Genomic DNA, 16,040 nt, shown 5'->3' with positions numbered 1-16,040 from the left:
TGGAGCGCACGAAACCTATGACGTCCGTGAACCCCGACAGCGTTCCCGAGGAACCGACTTCCGCTCCCTCCCACAAGGTTTCGAACGACTACGGGGCCGACGCCATCCAGGTGCTCGAGGGCCTGGAGGCCGTCCGCAAGCGGCCGGGCATGTACATCGGCTCCACCGGTGAGCGCGGTCTGCACCACCTCGTCTACGAGATCGTCGACAACTCCGTCGACGAGGCGCTCGCGGGACACTGCGACACCATCCAGGTGACGATCCTCGAGGACGGCGCCGTGCGTGTCATCGACAACGGCCGCGGCATCCCCGTGGGGATGCACCGCACCGAAGGCAAGTCCACCGTCGAGGTCGTGCTCACCGTGCTGCACGCCGGCGGCAAGTTCGGCGGCGGCGGGTATGCCGTGTCCGGTGGTCTCCACGGCGTCGGCTCCTCGGTCGTGAACGCCCTGTCATCGCGACTCGAGGTCGAGGTCAAGCGCGAAGGTCACGTCTGGCGTCAGTCGTATCGCAACGGCGGCGTGCCCCAGGCGCCCCTGGCACAGGGCGAGGCGACGGATGACACCGGCACCACGATCACGTTCTGGCCGGACGAAGACATCTTCGACACGGTGGACTTCGACTACGAGACGCTGCGCACCCGCTTCCAGCAGATGGCGTTCCTCAACAAGGGTCTGCGCATCGACCTGCGCGACGAGCGCCCGCAGGCGATCTCGGTCGAGGCGGGCGAAGACGGGAAGGAGACGCCGCACCATCCGCGCGACAGCTTCCTGTACGAGCGCGGCCTCGTCGACTACGTCGAGTACCTCAACAAGGTGCGCCGATCGGATGTCGTCAATGACGAGATCATCGATTTCGAATCCGAAGACACCGACCGCCACATCGCGCTCGAGATGGCGATGCAGTGGACGACGAGCTACAGCGAGAACGTCTTCACCTTCGCCAACACCATCAACACGCATGAGGGCGGAACGCACGAGGAAGGTTTCCGTGCTGCGCTGACGACCCTGGTGAACCGTTACGCTCGCGCGAACAACCTCCTCAAGGACAAGGATGACAACCTCACGGGCGAGGATGTGCGCGAGGGACTGACGGCGGTGCTCTCGGTGAAGCTGTCGGAGCCGCAGTTCGAAGGCCAAACGAAGACCAAGCTCGGGAACACCGAGGCGAAGGCGTTCGTGCAGAAGGTCGTCGGGGATCAGCTCGGCGACTGGTTCGACCGCAACCCGGTGCAGGCCAAGAACGTCATCCGCAAGGCGATCGACGCCGCGAGTGCCCGGATGGCGGCGCGCAAGGCCCGGGAGACCGCCCGCCGCAAGAGCGTGTTCGAGTCGGCGGCGATGCCCGACAAGCTCAAGGACTGCACGAGCAAGGACCCCTCGATCAGCGAGATCTTCCTCGTGGAGGGTGACTCGGCCGGCGGCTCGGCCGTGCAGGGTCGCGACCCGCACACGCAGGCGATCCTCGCGCTGCGCGGCAAGATCCTCAACGTCGAGCGGGCGCGGCTGGACCGGGCGCTGGGCAACAAGGAAGTGCAGGCGATGATCCAGGCCTTCGGCACGGGCATCGGCGAGGACTTCGACATCGGCAAGGCCCGCTATCACAAGATCGTCCTGATGGCGGATGCGGACGTGGATGGCCAGCACATCACGACGCTGCTGCTGACGCTGCTGTTCCGCTACATGCGCGGACTGATCGAGGCCGGCTTCGTCTACCTCGCCCAGCCGCCGCTGTACCGGCTGAAGTGGTCGAACTCGGCTCACGAGTATGCGTACAGCGACCGCGAGCGCGATGCGCTGCTGCTTGCCGGACAGGCCGAGGGGAAGCGCATCCCGAAGGACAACGGCATCCAGCGGTACAAGGGTCTCGGCGAGATGAACGACCACGAACTGTGGGAGACCACGATGGACCCGCAGACGCGAACCCTTCGTCAGGTGACGATCGACGACGCGGCATCGGCCGACGAGATCTTCTCGATCCTCATGGGCGAAGACGTGGAGTCACGGCGCGGATTCATCCAGCGCAACGCCAAGGACGTCCGCTTCCTCGACATCTGATGCTTCGTCTCGGCGGCATCCCCGCCTCGCTCAGCAACCGGTCCCTGAGCGAGCCGAGCGAGACGAAGGGCCGACAGAAGGTAAGAAGACATGGCTGACGAAGAGCGCCCCGACTCTCCTCCCGCGCACGACCACGGCAAGATCGACCAGGTCGACCTGCAGCTGGAGATGCAGCGCAGCTACCTCGACTACGCGATGAGCGTGATCGTCGGGCGCGCCCTCCCCGACGTGCGCGACGGCCTGAAGCCCGTGCACCGCCGTGTGATCTACGGCATGTACGACGGCGGGTTCCGCCCCGACAAGTCGTTCTCCAAGTGCGCACGTGTCGTGGGCGAGGTCATGGGGCATTACCACCCGCACGGCGACGCCCCCATCTACGACGCCCTCGTCCGCCTCGTCCAGCCGTGGTCGCTGCGGTATCCGCTGGCCCTCGGACAGGGGAACTTCGGCTCCCCCGGCAATCAGGGCGCTGCCGCCCCGCGGTACACCGAGACGAAGATGGCTCCGCTCGCGCTCGAGATGGTGCGCGACATCGAAGAGGAGACCGTCGACTTCCAGGACAACTACGACGGGCAGACCCAGGAGCCGGTCGTTCTGCCGGCTCGATTCCCGAACCTCCTCGTCAACGGCTCGGTGGGTATCGCCGTCGGCATGGCCACGAACATCCCGCCCCACAACCTCCGCGAGGTCGCCTCCGGGGCCCTATGGGCCCTGGACCACCCGGATGCCTCCCGCGAAGAGCTGCTCGAGGCTCTCATGGAGCGCATCCCCGGGCCGGACTTCCCCACCGCCGCGCAGATCCTGGGGACGCGCGGGATCAAAGAGGCCTACCGCACCGGGCGCGGCTCCATCACGATGCGCGCTGTCGTCAACGTGGAGGAGATCCAGGGCCGCACGTGCCTCGTGATCACGGAACTCCCGTATCAGGTGAACCCCGACAACGTCGCGGTGAAGATCGGCGACCTCGCTCGCGACGGCAAGATCACCGGCATCGCCGACATCCGTGACGAGACGTCCGGTCGCACCGGCCAGCGCCTGGTCATCGTGCTCAAGCGCGATGCCGTGGCGAAGGTCGTGCTCAACAACCTGTACAAGCACACCCAGCTGCAGGAGAACTTCGGCGCGAACATGCTCGCGATCGTCGACGGGGTGCCGCGCACGCTGCCGCTGGACGGATTCATCTCGCTATGGATCGAGCACCAGGTCGAAGTCATCGTCCGGCGCACGCGGTATCGCCTGCGCAAGGCCGAGGAGCGCATGCACATCCTGCGCGGGTATCTCAAGGCGCTCGACGCGCTCGACGAGGTCATCTCCCTGATCCGCCGCTCGCCCACCGTGCAGGAGGCCAGTGCCGGCCTGCAGGAGCTGCTGAAGATCGATGACATCCAGGCGGCGGCGATCCTCGACATGCAGCTGCGACGTCTGGCTGCGCTCGAGCGCCAGAAGATCATCGACGAGGCGACCGAGCTCGAGGCCCGCATCGCTGACTACAACGACATCCTCGCCGACGCGATACGCCAGCGCCGCATCATCCGCGAAGAGCTGACGGCCGTCGTCGACAAGTTCGGCGACGACCGCCGCACCGAGATCGTCCCGGGCTACGACGGCGATATGAGCGTGGAAGACCTCATCCCCGAAGAGGAGATGGTGCTCACCGTCACCCGCGACGGCTACATCAAACGCACCCGCAGTGACAACTACCGGTCGCAGCACCGCGGCGGCCGCGGCGTGAAGGGCGCGCAGCTTCGGGCGGATGACGTGGTGGAGCACTTCTTCGTCACCACGACGCACCACTGGCTGCTGTTCTTCACGAACAAGGGCCGCGTGTATCGCGCGAAGACGTACGAGGTGCCGGAGGCCGGGCGCGACGCCAAGGGTCAGCACGTCGCGAACCTTCTCGCGCTGCAGCCGGATGAGGAGATCGCCCAGATCCTCGACATCCGCGACTACGAGGTGGCGACGTATCTCACGCTCGCCACGCGCGGGGGCCTGGTGAAGAAGACCCGCCTGTCCGAGTACGACACCAACCGCCAGGGCGGCGTCATCGCGATCAAGCTCCGTGACGGCGACGAGCTCGTCAGCGCGCTCCTCGTCAACGACGGCGACGACATCATGCTGATCAGTCGGCACGGGATGTCGCTGCGGTTCACCGCCACCGACGACTCGCTTCGCCCGATGGGCCGGGCGACGGAGGGCGTGAAGGGCATGTCGTTCCGCGGCGATGACAGTCTCCTGTCGGCATCGGTCGTCAACGGCGCCGGATACGTCTTCGTCGTGACCGAGGGAGGGTACGCCAAGCGCACCGCGGTGGACCAGTACCGCGGCCAGAGTCGTGGTGGACTGGGCATCAAGGTGGCCCGTTTGAGCGACGATCGGGGCGACTTGGCGGGCGGTCTCATCGTCTCGGAGGAGGACGAGGTCCTTGTGGTTCTTGCCAGCGGCAAGGTGGTACGCTCCTCCGTGGCCGAGGTGCCTGCCAAGGGCCGCGACACCATGGGGGTCGTTTTCGCCCGCGCGGGAGACGACGATCGCATCATCGCGATCGCTCGAAACGGCGAGCGGGGCCTGACCGAAACGGCCGAGGTAGCCGACATCGCGGTGGACGCAGCGGCTACACCCGCCGCCGCCGACACCCCCGAGGAGAGTACTGACGCATGAGCACGGTAGCCGACAAGCTGGCGAAGAAATCGACGTCGAAGACCAGCTCGAAGCAGGTCCGCCTGCGTCTGGTGTATGTCGACTTCTGGTCGGCCGTGAAGCTCTCCTTCCTGGCCGCGGTCGCTCTCGCGATCGTGACAGTCGTCTCGTTCTTCCTCGTCTTCATGGTCGTGCAGACGACGGGGCTGATCGACCGCGTGGACGAGTTCTTCACCAGTTTCTCCGACGGTGGGGTCTCGATCCGCGCCTTCGTGGATCTCCCCCAGGTCATGGCCTTCGCCGCGATCGTCGCCATCCTGAACCTCATCGTGGTGACCGTGCTGGGCGCCGTCATCGCGGGGATCTACAATCTCGCCGTGAAGGTCACCGGGGGCCTGCTGGTGGGCTTCACCTCCAACTGACCGATTCGGAAAAAGCCCGCGTGTCGGGTAAAGTCTTCGAGGTTGACGACCGTGTCGTCGACCGAGATGCGGGGCTATAGCTCAGGCGGTTAGAGCGCTTCACTGATAATGAAGAGGTCCCAGGTTCAAGTCCTGGTAGCCCCACTTTCCGCCTCGGGGGCCTTAGCTCAGTTGGTAGAGCGCCTGCTTTGCAAGCAGGATGTCAGGAGTTCGAATCTCCTAGGCTCCACTCCCTCTTCCCTCCGTCTTGTCCGCGGCCGAGATCTCGGCGAACGCGGCGCGAACCTGCTCTCGCAGCCAGGAGTGCGCCGGGTCGGAGTCATAGCGCCGGTGCCAGTTGCAGTTGATGTGCATGGCCGGATACTCGACCGGCAGCGGTCGAGTCGTCAGTCCGAAGGCCTCGACGAGCGGTCGACTGGCGATGTCCGTGAGCGTCACCAGGACGTCGCTGTGACTGGCGGCGGACAGTCCTGCCGCCGCTGTCGCCACCGTCGCGACGACCCGCCGGCGCAGACCCTGGGCGGCGAGAAGCTCGTCGATGGGAGCGGCGAGGCGACCGCGGCGGGAGATGACCACGTGACTCTGCGCCGCATACGTCTCGAGGTCGAGCTTCCGCGCGCACGGGTGATCGCGGCGCATGGTCACGACGAGACGGTCCTCACCGAGGGTCTCGGTCCGCAGGACCGGGAGATCGGGAAGGTTCGCCGAGAGCTCGATATCGACCCTCCCCAGCCGCAGGTCGTCCGTGTCGCGTGAGGTCTCGGTGAGCACGCGCAGCTGCACGCCCGGGGCCTGCGCCTGGACACGGCGGATCAGCGACGGCACCAACGATGTCGCAATGGTGTCGTGGCACTGGATGGTGAACGTGCGCTCGAGGAGGGCCATGTCGAGCTCCAGGTCGGGCTTCAGCACGTCGCGCGCCTGACGGACCAGATCGCGAACGTGCTCCCTGATCGATATCGCGTACGGTGTCGGGATCATCACGCGCCCCGAGCGGACCAGGATGTCGTCGCCTGTCAACCGCCGTAGACGGCCGAGCGCCCGGCTGACCGCCGGCGACGAGAGCCGGAGGCGCTCGGCGGCACCCATCACGCTGCCCTCCTCGAGGAGGGCGTCGAGCGTCGTGAGCAGGTTCAAGTCGAGTTGCATGCGCGTCATCGTACTCCGGACGAAAGTGCAGCCCGCGGCATCCTGGACCGAGGAAGACCTCGTCGTTGATTGCGTCAGGGTTAATCCATGGCTAACAAGATTGCACTGTCCATCTCCGAAGATCTCGCCTAGCGTGGCGGATGCGGGCCCGCCTCCGGTGGCGGAGCCCGGGGGATGAGGACATATGAGCGACGTCAGCCCGGCCGACTGGGTCGGTATCGCCGGTGTGGTCGCGAGTCTCGCTCATGCGCAGGACGACCAGGACTGGCGCCGTTTCCGGGACCTCTTCGCCGAGGAGATGACACTGGATCAGTCGGCGAAGATCGACGAGGCTGCCATCCGCCTGACGGCGGATGAGCTGACCGCGAAGGCGCGCGAGACCTTGGAGGGGTTCGCCGTCACGCACCACGCACCCTCGGTCCCGCTGATCGAGGTCCACGGGAACGTCGCGCGCTGCCGGACGCACATGGTCGCCTACCACCACCTCCCGCGAGACGGTGTGGACTACTGCACCATGCGCGGCTACTGGGACCTCGAGCTGATCAGGTCTGCCGATGGCTGGTCGATCCGCCGCTGGGCCGTGGTCCGCACGGCGCCCTGGGAGGGTGACCCCGACCTCTACCGCGTCGCCAGAGAGAGGGAACATCGTGTGGCTTGAGGTTCGCAGAGAGACCGCTCCGTCCGGCCGCGGCCCGGAGCTGGCGCGCTGGATGGTGGAGACGGTCATTCCCCTCCATCAGGCGGGCGGGATGACCGTCGTGGGTTCGTTCGTCGATGCCGACGACGAGGACGCGTTCGTCTGGATCCGCCGGTTCGACGACGAGGAGGAACGAGCGGCCGTCGTGGAGCGCGTCCACCGCGACCCGGCCTTCAAGGCGACCGTCGCGATCCCGGCGAAGGAACTCATGGCCGCAGAAGCGGTGACGGTGCGGCTCGTACCGACTGCCGGCTCCGGAATGGCGTGACGGCGTCGGAAGCGCCGATGGCAACTGTCGTGACTCTCAAGAGCAGGAGGTAACCGGTGCGTGCAATCGTGGCAGGCGGCGGAATCGTCGGATTGGTCAGCGCCATCGCGCTGCGGAAGCAAGGGATCGAGGCAGTGGTCTGCGAGCAGGCGCCGGAGATCCGCGCCGCGGGCGCGGGCCTGGGGCTCTGGGCGAACGCCCTCGCGGTCTTCGACGAGTTGGGGATCGGCGACGACGTGCGAGAGATCGGTCGCCCGGCCGAGATGCGTTTCCGGGGGCCGGCGGGGCAGGTGATCACGACACCCGGCTTCGACGACGAGTTCCACCAGTACGTGCTGGTGCATCGGGCGAAGCTGAACGATCTGCTGGCCGAGGCGGTCGGGCAGGAGAACATCCGCCTCAACGCACGTGTCGTCGGCTTCGATGAGACCCCGTCGGGCGTGGACGTGCATCTCGAAGACGGCACCGCGCTCACGGGGGATGTCCTCATCGGCGCCGACGGGGCCTACTCCGTCATCCGCTCCCTTCTCCTTCCCGGGAGCGACGCGGTCGAGCACGAGGGTCACCTCGCCTGGCGTGCGGTCATCGCGCCGCCCGAAGGGGTGACCGTCGAGCGCGGCGTGATCGTCGTCGGACACGAGCGCACCCGCGGCGGCTACGTGCCCACCGCCGACGGCACCGTGTACTGGCTGGTCAACCAGTTCGAGTCGGGAGAGCTCATCGGCTCCGTGAAGGAGCAGGCTCTGCAGCGCGCCGCACATATGGACACCGAGGGGTGGAACCCCGCGCTTCAGGCGCTGATCGAGGCGACGCCCGAGGAAGTCGTTCTCCGCAACCAGATCATGCTGGTGCCGCCGCTGCCGTCGTGGACGTCGGATCGAGTGGTGCTCGTCGGTGACGCCGCACACGCGATGTCTCCGCACATCACCGCCGGAGCCACGCTCGGCGTGGAGGACGCGTTGCTCCTGGCGCGTCTGCTCACCGCCACCGACGACGTGGCGTCGGCCCTGAAACTCTACGAGCAGGACCGGATTCCGCACTATCGCCGGGCGCTGGAGTTGTCCACGGTCGTCGAGGACTCCGCGACGCCGGAGGAGTTCGCTCTCAACTACGTCAGCTTCACGCACTGGATGCTCACCGATTCGCACTGGACCCTTTCCCATGGCTGAGACGGCGAACGCGGCGCTGATGCGGGCGAGGGACAAGCTCATCGCGCTGCGAACGGACTACGACCGGGCGGTCGCGGAGTTCCACTGGCCCGACGTCGGCGCACACTTCAACTTCGCGCACGACTGGTTCGACCCGCTGGCCCGGGGTAACGACACCCCGGCGCTGGTGGTCGTCGAGGAGGACGGCAGACGGGCGTCGTACAGCTTCGCGGAGCTCGCGCACCGCTCCGACCAGGTCGCCGCGGCGCTGGGAGAGGCCGGAATCGGTCGCGGGGACAGCGTGATCGTCATGCTCGGCAATCAGGTCGAGCTATGGGAGTCGATGCTCGCCGTCATGAAGCTCGGTGCCGTGATCATGCCGACCACCACCGCGGTCGGAACGGATGACCTCACCGACCGGATCGCGCGGGGTCAGGCGCGTGCCGTGATCGCCAACGCCGCCGACACCGGGAAGTTCTCCGCCATCGCCGGGGACCACCGCAAGTTCGTCGTCGGCGCCCCGGTCGATGGCTGGACGCCGTACGCCGATGCCTACACGATCTCCGACCCCCGCCTGGAGCATCCCGGGAACGCCTCGAGCGATCGGTTGCTGCTGTATTTCACCAGCGGCACGACGAGCCGGCCGAAGCTGGTGGAGCACACCCATCGCAGCTACCCGGTCGGGCACCTCTCGACGCTGTACTGGCTCGGGCTGAAGCCGGGGGACGTGCATCTGAACATCTCGTCACCGGGGTGGGCCAAGCACGCCTGGTCGAACTTCTTCGCCCCCTGGCTGGCGCAGGCGACCGTGCTCGTCTACAACTACGCGAGGTTCGATGCGGCCGCCCTCATCCGGCAACTCGGCTCGGAGAACGTGACGTCGTTCTGCGCCCCGCCGACGGTGTGGCGGATGATCATCAACGCCGACCTCTCCCGCGGAAGGCCGCGGGCACTGCGGGAAGCGCTGGGTGCCGGCGAGCCCCTCAATCCCGAGGTCATCAGTCAGGTCCAGCGCCAGTGGGGTCTGACGATCCGGGACGGGTTCGGACAGACCGAATGCACGGCGGCGGTGGCCAATACTCCCGGCCAGCCGGTGAAGGCCGGTTCCATGGGACGACCGCTTCCCGGCGTCCCCGTGGTCCTGGTCGATCCGGCGACCGGCGCGCTCGTCGAAGGCGTCGGTGAGGGCGAGATCTGTCTCGACCTCGGCCAGCATCCGCTTCCGCTGATGACGGGGTACCAGGGCGACGAGGTCCGCAACACCGCCGCGATCGCCGGTGGCTTCTACCACACGGGTGACGTCGCGGTGCGGGACGAGGACGGGTACATCACGTACATCGGACGCAGCGACGACGTCTTCAAGGCGTCCGATTACAAGGTCAGCCCGTTCGAGCTCGAGTCCGTGTTGATCGAGCACCCCGCGGTCGCCGAGGCCGCCGTCGTGCCGGCGCCGGACGCGGTGCGCCTGGCGGTTCCGAAGGCGTACATCGCCCTCTCTCCCGGTCACCAGCCCGATGCCGACACGGCGCGGGAGATCCTCGCGTTCGCGCGAGAGAAGCTCCCGCCCTACCTGCGGGTCAGGCGGCTGGAGTTCGCCGAGCTCCCCAAGACGATTAGCGGCAAGATCCGCCGCGTCGAGCTTCGCCGGCGGGAGGAGGACGAGGCCGATCGCCGCATCGAGACCGAGCACCGAGACGACGATTTCGGCCTCCGCGGCTGAACCGTCCCGCCGACCGACGCGTTAGGCACCTCCTCTCTCCATCCCGCAGCAACACCGACCGAACCGGAGATCCCGTGGGATTGCGCATCGATACCGACGTCGCCGTGCCGATGCGAGACGGCGTCGCGCTCGCCGCCGACGTGTGGCGACCGGACGGCACGGGCCCATGGCCCGCACTGGTCGCCCGGACGCCGTACGGCCGAAGCTCCCTCGAGCATCTCGGCAACCCGAAGCTGCCGGACGTGCGGGCGATGGTCGACGCCGGGTACGTGGTCGTGGTCCAGGACGTGCGGGGAATGGGAGGGTCCCCCGGCCTCTTCGAGCCCCACCGCTTCGATGAACCGGACACCGTGGACACCCTCTCCTGGGCCGCCGATCAACCCTGGTGCGACGGTGCGCTGGGGATGTGGGGCGCCTCCTATATGGGCTTCGTGCAGTGGCAGGCGGCCCCCTCCGCGCCGGCCGGCCTGCGTGCGATCGCGCCGACGATGACATCGGCGGACATCTACGAGGCGTGGCACGCCGGGCGCGGGGCGCTGTCGCAGAGCACGCTGTACAACTGGGCGGCGCGGATGGCTTTCGCCAACGTGTCGCGCCGAGGAGGTGACGCCGAGGCCCGGCGCGAAGACGCGCTGGCGATCCTCGCCGCGCTGGATGACGCCGGCGTGCTCTTCTCGCAGCCCGAGTCGCTTCGGGCTGCCTTCGAGCGCGCGCTCCCCTGGTTCGCCGAGATGCAGGCGCATCCCGACCTCGACGCGTACTGGGAGCCGTATGCGGCGTTGCAGCGCGTCTCGTCGATCACCGTCCCGGCACTGAATGTGGCCGGGTGGTTCGATGTCTTCGCGAGCCAGGTCGCCCGCGCGTTCGCAACCATGCGCCGCGCGGGCGGTAGTGAGGACGCGAGAGACGGTCAGCAGCTGGTGATCGGGCCGTGGGGTCACGGCGACGCTGCCGATACCGGCATGTTCCCCGATCGCTCCTTCGGCGTCGCCGGCTCCGTCAAGGCGGCCGACATCACCGGTACGCACCTCCGCTTCTTCGACCGCTGGGTCCGGGGGCGCACCGATGCCCAGACCGACGCACGCGTGCGCATCTTCGTCATGGGCGTGGACCAGTGGCGGGAAGAGCAGGACTGGCCGCTTCCCGATACGTCGTACGAAGATCTCTTCCTGACCAGCGACGGGAGGGCCAACGGTTCAGCCGGCGACGGCCGATTGCAGAACCAACCGGCACCGGACGACAGCGGCGACGTGTTCGCGTACGACCCGACGAACCCCGTCCCCACCGTGGGCGGGGCGACCCTCGGCACCGACGGGCCTGCCGGGCCCGCAGACCAGACCCTGGTGGAGACGCGGCCGGACGTGCTCTGCTACACCAGCGATGCGTTGGGGGAACCGCTCGAGGCGACGGGTCACGTGACGCTCACCCTCCACGTGTCGTCGTCGGCGTCCGACACGGACGTGACGGGCAAGCTCGTCGATGTCTTCCCGGACGGCCGCGCCCTCCTCCTGTGCGAGGGCGTCTGCCGGATGCGCTACCGGAGGTCGCTCGCCGAACCTGTGCCTCTGGTGCCGGGCGACGTCGTCGAGGTGACCGTCGACCTGGGAATCACCTCGAACGTCTTCCGCCCGGGCCACCGGATCCGGCTGGAGGTGTCCAGCAGCAACCACCCCCGCTACGACCGCAACCTCAACGGCGGCGACGCGGCGACGCCACACGTGGCGGTCAATCGCATCGCGCATGGCCGCGGACATCCGAGCCGACTGACGTTGCCGGTGATCCGGCGCGAACCCTAGGACCGCCTCCCCGCCGTACCCTCCGCGCAAGGGGCGCAACAGTTGCGCGAAACGCAATCCATCACTTATCAAACGGGCACTGGACGCAATTGAGGCCAGCGCCTAGCGTCGAACGCACAGGCGCACTCAATGGAGAGAAGCTGACATGAAGACTCAGGCAGGAAAGATCCCCGCGAGGAAACTGCTGGTGTGCTGCATCGCCGCCACCTTGCTCGTGGGCTGCAGTTCCGGCGACGACGCCAGTTCCACCTCCGGGGACATCAAGGCCCCACCCGCCGAGCTGACCGGTGAACCCGTCAAGGTCGCCCACATCAGCGACATCGAGGCGGAAGGGGTGACCCAGGCCGACGCGCTCGGGGGCGTGAAGGCCGGCATCGAGGCCGTCAACGACAACGGCGGCATCGACGGCCACCCGATCGAACTGACCGCCGTGTGCAACGGCGAGCGCAACCCGAACGCCGCCCGGGCGTGCATCCGGAAGGCGATCGATGACGGCGTCGTGGCTTTCGTCGGCAACATGTCCTCCGCCGACGACGGATACGTTCCGCTCATCGACCAGGCGGGCGTCGCCTCCATCGGCGCCATCCCGCTCAGCCCCGTCACCGGCGCCAGCACATCGGCGTTCTGCTTCAACGGCGGGCTCGCCGCGGCGATCGTCGGACTGGCGGGAGCGCTCGAACAGGCCGGGGCGACGAAGATCAGCTTCATCTACCCCGGCAACGTCGGAGCCGCCAGCGCAGGAATGGAGGAGGCCTACGCGTACAGCGTCGAGTCGTCGGGCGTCGAAGACGCCGGCGCCGTCGGATTCAACCTCGGGGAGACCCAGTTCGACGCCGTCGTGGCGACGGCGGCCGCCGAAGGGGTCGACGGCATCGCGCTGTTGTCGCCGGGCGAGCCGGAGGCAGCCCTCATCCGGGCCGTGAAGCAGTACGCGCCGGACGTGAAGATCGCCACACCCAACTCCCTGCTGACGCCGTCCGTTCTGGATGCCCTGGGAGCCACGGCCGATGACGTGCTGGCAGTGGCGATCACCCAGCCGTCGACGGCCACCGAAGTCCCGGGCATCGTCGAGTTCAACGAAGCCATGGACGCTCATGACCCGGACGGCAACGTCGCGCGCAACGACCTCGCGATCAACGGATGGGCATCGGTGCGGGCACTGCAGGAGATCGCTGCCGGACTGCCCGAGATCACTCGAGAGAGCCTGTTCACCGCCATGGAGAGCGTGGAGGATCTCGACCTCGGCGGAATCTTCCCGCCGCTGTCCGCTCCCGACCGCGGAGCGAACCCCGAGGGGCTGGAATGCGCGATGGCTATCGGCAACGTCTCAGTCACCGTCAAGGACGGTCAGACGTACGCCGTCGAGCCCGGCCAGTTCCTCGAACCGTTCGCGGGATGAGGGGGCAGCTGACCGATGACTGACGTACTCGTCTTCGCACTCCTGGGCATCGGCGCCGGGGCGGCATACGCGATCGCGGCGATGGGCCTCGTCGTGGTGTACCGCGGCTCCGGCGTCGTGAACTTCGCGCACGTCGGAACAGCGGTGTTCGCGGCCTACGTCTACGCGAAGCTCCTCGACGCCGGGGTGCCCGAAGTGCTCGCCGTGGCGGCGGGCCTCGCGACAGCGGCCCTCATCGGTCTGGCCACCCATGTGCTGATCATGCAGCGCATGCAGCATGCGTCCACCCTGAGCCGCGTCGTCGCGACCCTCGGCGTGCTTCTCGTGCTGCAGTCCAGCGCCGAGCTGATCTGGGGCGGCGAAGGGATCGAGCTGCTCCCGTCGATGCTCCCCGACGACCGCATCGACATCCTCGGCGCGGCCGTCACGGCGGACCGCCTGTGGCTCGCGGGACTCAGCGTCGTCGCCGGAATCGTGCTGTGGGCGGTCTACCGCTTCACGCGCTTCGGGCGACTCACCACCGCGGTGGCGGAGAACTCCCGCGCCGTCGCGACGCTGGGGCGCTCGCCGCAGCGCATCGCGATGCTCAACTGGGTGATCGGATCGACCCTCTCCGGCGCTGCCGGAATTCTTCTGGCTCCCGTGGTCGGCCTGTCGGTGCCGCAGATCGGGCTGCTGTTGATCCCGGCGCTGGCTGCGGCGCTGGTCGGCGGCTTCTCCTCGTTCGGCCTCGCGTGGGCGGGCGCTATGGCCATCGGCATCATCCAGTCGGAGATCACGCGGTACGTGCCTGCTCCCGGCTGGGCTGCGGCCGTGCCGATCCTGATCATCATCGTCATCCTCTTCCTGCGCGGCCATGCCCTCCCGCAGCGCGGCACCACTCAGGAGCGCCTCCCCGAAGTCGGAAGCGGACGGATGCGGCCCTGGCTCATCGCGCTTCTCGGGGGCATCGTCATCGTGCTGGTCTTCGTGGTGAGCTCGGAGTGGATCGACGCCATCACGATCAGTCTCATCACCGCCCTGATCTGTCTGTCCATCGTCGTGCTCACCGGCTACGCCGGACAGCTGTCCCTCGCGCAGTTCGCGCTCGCCGGTATCGCCGCACTGATCGCCGCCCGCTCGGCTGCCGCGCTCGGACTGCCGTTGATCGTCGCTGCGGTCCTCGCGATCGTCGCCACCACCGCGATCGGGCTCCTCGTCGCGCTGCCGGCGCTGCGGATGCGGGGCGTTTCGCTCGGCATCGTGACGCTCGGGATCGCGGTCGTGGCCCAGCAGGTGCTGCTGACCAACCCCGCATACACGGGCGGAATCACCGGAACGACGATCGAGTCACCCAGCATCGGAGACTTCTCGCTCGACGCCACGGCGTACCCGGCGCGCTATGCGCTGCTGTGCCTGGCCATCCTGGTCGTCGCCGGCGTACTGGTGTCCAATCTCCGGCGCGGGACGCTCGGGCGACGCCTGCTCGCCGTCCGCAGTTCCGAGCGGGCCGCGGCATCGCTCGGAGTCGACGTCACACGCAGCAAGCTGTACGCCTTCGCGATCTCGGCGGCACTGGCCTCCACAGCCGGTGTGCTCCTGGCATTCCGGACGACGACGGTGACCTTCGGCGGGTACCTTCCGCAACGGTCGATCGACGTGCTGGGCTCCACCGTGATCGGCGGACTCGGATACATCGGCGGCGGGTTCCTCGCCGGCCTGTTCTCGGCGGGCGGTCCCATCTCCTATGCCCTGCATGATGCGACCGGGTCGCGGATGTGGCTCAACCTCATCGTGGGGGCCGTGATGCTCGCCACTGTCACCTTCGCCCCCAACGGGATGTTCGCGTGGAAGATCGAGATCGGTCGGTGGATGGCAGCCCGCTTCGCAGGGCGGCGCGGTGCGAAGCCCGCGACCGCGCCGGCCAAACCCCTGACGGTGACGGAGGAGGGTCGCGCGCGCCGCAAAGTGCAACCTCGCACGCTCATCGCTTCGGGAGTCAGCGTCGCGTTCGGCGGCGTCCGAGCCCTCGACGACGTCTCTCTCCGCGTGGAGCCCGGGCAGGTGCTCGGGGTGATCGGGCCGAACGGCGCGGGCAAGACGACCCTGATCGACGTGCTCACCGGTCTCACTCACGCCGACGGCGGCACCGTGACGCTCGACGGCAAGGACATCACCCATCTACCGGTCTGGCGCAGGGCCCGCAGCGGCATCGTGCGGTCGTATCAGGGCCTCGAGCTCTTCGATGATCTGACCGTGCTGGACAACATCTCCGTGCCATCTGCGACCGGCGGCCGCGCCGCGCTGCTGCGCGAGCTCATCCGCCCGCCTCGCCAGCGCGTCCTCGGCCCCGCGGCTGCCACCGCCGTTGCAGAGCTCGGGCTCTCGGACGTGCTGGACAAGTCGTGCTCCGAGCTGTCGTACGGACAGCGGCGCCTGGTCGCGATCGCACGCGCCCTCGCCGCCGAGCCCTCCGTGCTCCTGCTCGACGAGCCGGCGGCCGGCCTCGACGACGAGGACCGGGCGGAGCTGTCGCGGCTCATCCGTCGTCTCGTGGAAGATCTCGGAATCGCTGTCCTCATCGTCGAGCACGACGTGCAGCTGGTGGTCGATGTCTCCGACCGGGTGCTCGTCCTCGACGGCGGTCGAGTCATCGCGGAGCAGGATCCGCAGGAGGTGCTCCGGATGCCGGAGGTCATCGACGCCTACCTCGGGGGGTCGCACGCGACCGCCGGGCCGGGCACGAAGCTCGGAGGGACGGAGTGATC

General features: G+C 68.0%; 11 protein-coding genes and 2 tRNA genes. 12 read left to right on the top strand and 1 reads right to left on the bottom strand.

Features of this window, described 5'->3' with window-relative positions; all coding sequences use genetic code 11:
* Window positions 1-17 precede the first annotated feature (17 nt).
* From gyrB to ACTU3I_RS02155, 5 genes are all read left to right on the top strand, one after another.
* Window positions 18-2,057, top strand: coding sequence for a DNA topoisomerase (ATP-hydrolyzing) subunit B (gene gyrB / locus ACTU3I_RS02175; RefSeq protein WP_442923964.1), 2,040 nt, complete (start codon window positions 18-20; stop codon window positions 2,055-2,057).
* Between the two features lie 90 nt (window positions 2,058-2,147).
* Window positions 2,148-4,715 (top strand): DNA gyrase subunit A, encoded by a 2,568-nt coding sequence (gene gyrA, locus ACTU3I_RS02170; RefSeq protein WP_442923963.1) that lies wholly within the window; start codon window positions 2,148-2,150, stop codon window positions 4,713-4,715.
* Window positions 4,712-5,116 carry a DUF3566 domain-containing protein gene (locus ACTU3I_RS02165; protein ID WP_442923962.1) on the top strand — a complete coding sequence of 135 codons (405 nt, stop codon included), beginning with the start codon at window positions 4,712-4,714 and terminating at the stop codon, window positions 5,114-5,116. Before gyrA ends, ACTU3I_RS02165 begins: the two co-directional genes overlap by 4 nt.
* A 70-nt stretch (window positions 5,117-5,186) precedes the next feature.
* Window positions 5,187-5,260, top strand: a tRNA-Ile gene (locus ACTU3I_RS02160).
* A 12-nt stretch (window positions 5,261-5,272) separates the two neighbouring features.
* Window positions 5,273-5,345 (top strand) — tRNA-Ala (locus ACTU3I_RS02155).
* Here ACTU3I_RS02155 and ACTU3I_RS02150 read toward each other — a convergent pair.
* Entirely contained in the window at window positions 5,336-6,265 is a 930-nt protein-coding gene (locus ACTU3I_RS02150) for a LysR family transcriptional regulator (protein ID WP_442923961.1), read from the bottom strand. The two genes, ACTU3I_RS02155 and ACTU3I_RS02150, sit on opposite strands and share 10 nt — an antisense overlap.
* Window positions 6,266-6,449: 184 nt before the next feature.
* On the opposite strand from ACTU3I_RS02150, the gene ACTU3I_RS02145 reads away from it, so the two are divergent.
* From ACTU3I_RS02145 to ACTU3I_RS02115, 7 genes are all read left to right on the top strand, one after another.
* Window positions 6,450-6,923 carry a nuclear transport factor 2 family protein gene (locus ACTU3I_RS02145; protein WP_442923960.1) on the top strand — a complete coding sequence of 158 codons (474 nt, stop codon included), beginning with the start codon at window positions 6,450-6,452 and terminating at the stop codon, window positions 6,921-6,923.
* The gene (locus tag ACTU3I_RS02140) at window positions 6,913-7,230 is read left to right on the top strand and encodes a hypothetical protein (protein ID WP_442923959.1); all 318 of its coding nucleotides are present in this window, start codon (window positions 6,913-6,915) and stop codon (window positions 7,228-7,230) included. Before ACTU3I_RS02145 ends, ACTU3I_RS02140 begins: the two co-directional genes overlap by 11 nt.
* A gap of 56 nt (window positions 7,231-7,286) precedes the next feature.
* Window positions 7,287-8,399 (top strand): FAD-dependent monooxygenase, encoded by a 1,113-nt coding sequence (locus ACTU3I_RS02135; protein ID WP_442923958.1) that lies wholly within the window; start codon window positions 7,287-7,289, stop codon window positions 8,397-8,399.
* Entirely contained in the window at window positions 8,392-10,098 is a 1,707-nt protein-coding gene (locus ACTU3I_RS02130; RefSeq protein ID WP_442923957.1) for an AMP-binding protein, read from the top strand. The genes ACTU3I_RS02135 and ACTU3I_RS02130 overlap by 8 nt, the downstream gene beginning before the upstream one ends.
* Window positions 10,099-10,172: 74 nt before the next feature.
* A complete protein-coding gene (locus ACTU3I_RS02125) occupies window positions 10,173-11,894 on the top strand; it encodes a CocE/NonD family hydrolase (RefSeq protein WP_442923956.1) in 1,722 nt (573 codons plus the stop codon).
* A gap of 145 nt (window positions 11,895-12,039) precedes the next feature.
* Window positions 12,040-13,293, top strand: a complete 1,254-nt coding sequence (locus ACTU3I_RS02120) for an ABC transporter substrate-binding protein (RefSeq protein WP_442923955.1) — start codon at window positions 12,040-12,042, stop codon at window positions 13,291-13,293.
* Between the two features lie 15 nt (window positions 13,294-13,308).
* Window positions 13,309-16,038: an ABC transporter permease subunit gene (locus ACTU3I_RS02115; protein ID WP_442923954.1), complete on the top strand. Its 2,730-nt coding sequence runs from the start codon at window positions 13,309-13,311 to the stop codon at window positions 16,036-16,038.
* The last annotated feature ends 2 nt before the right edge of the window (window positions 16,039-16,040 follow it).

The organism is Microbacterium sp. RD1 (assembly GCF_052220165.1).
Classification (GTDB): domain Bacteria; phylum Actinomycetota; class Actinomycetes; order Actinomycetales; family Microbacteriaceae; genus Microbacterium.
The sequence above is the reverse complement of the archived record's forward strand: the minus strand, read 5'-3'. Positions and strand labels throughout refer to the sequence as shown.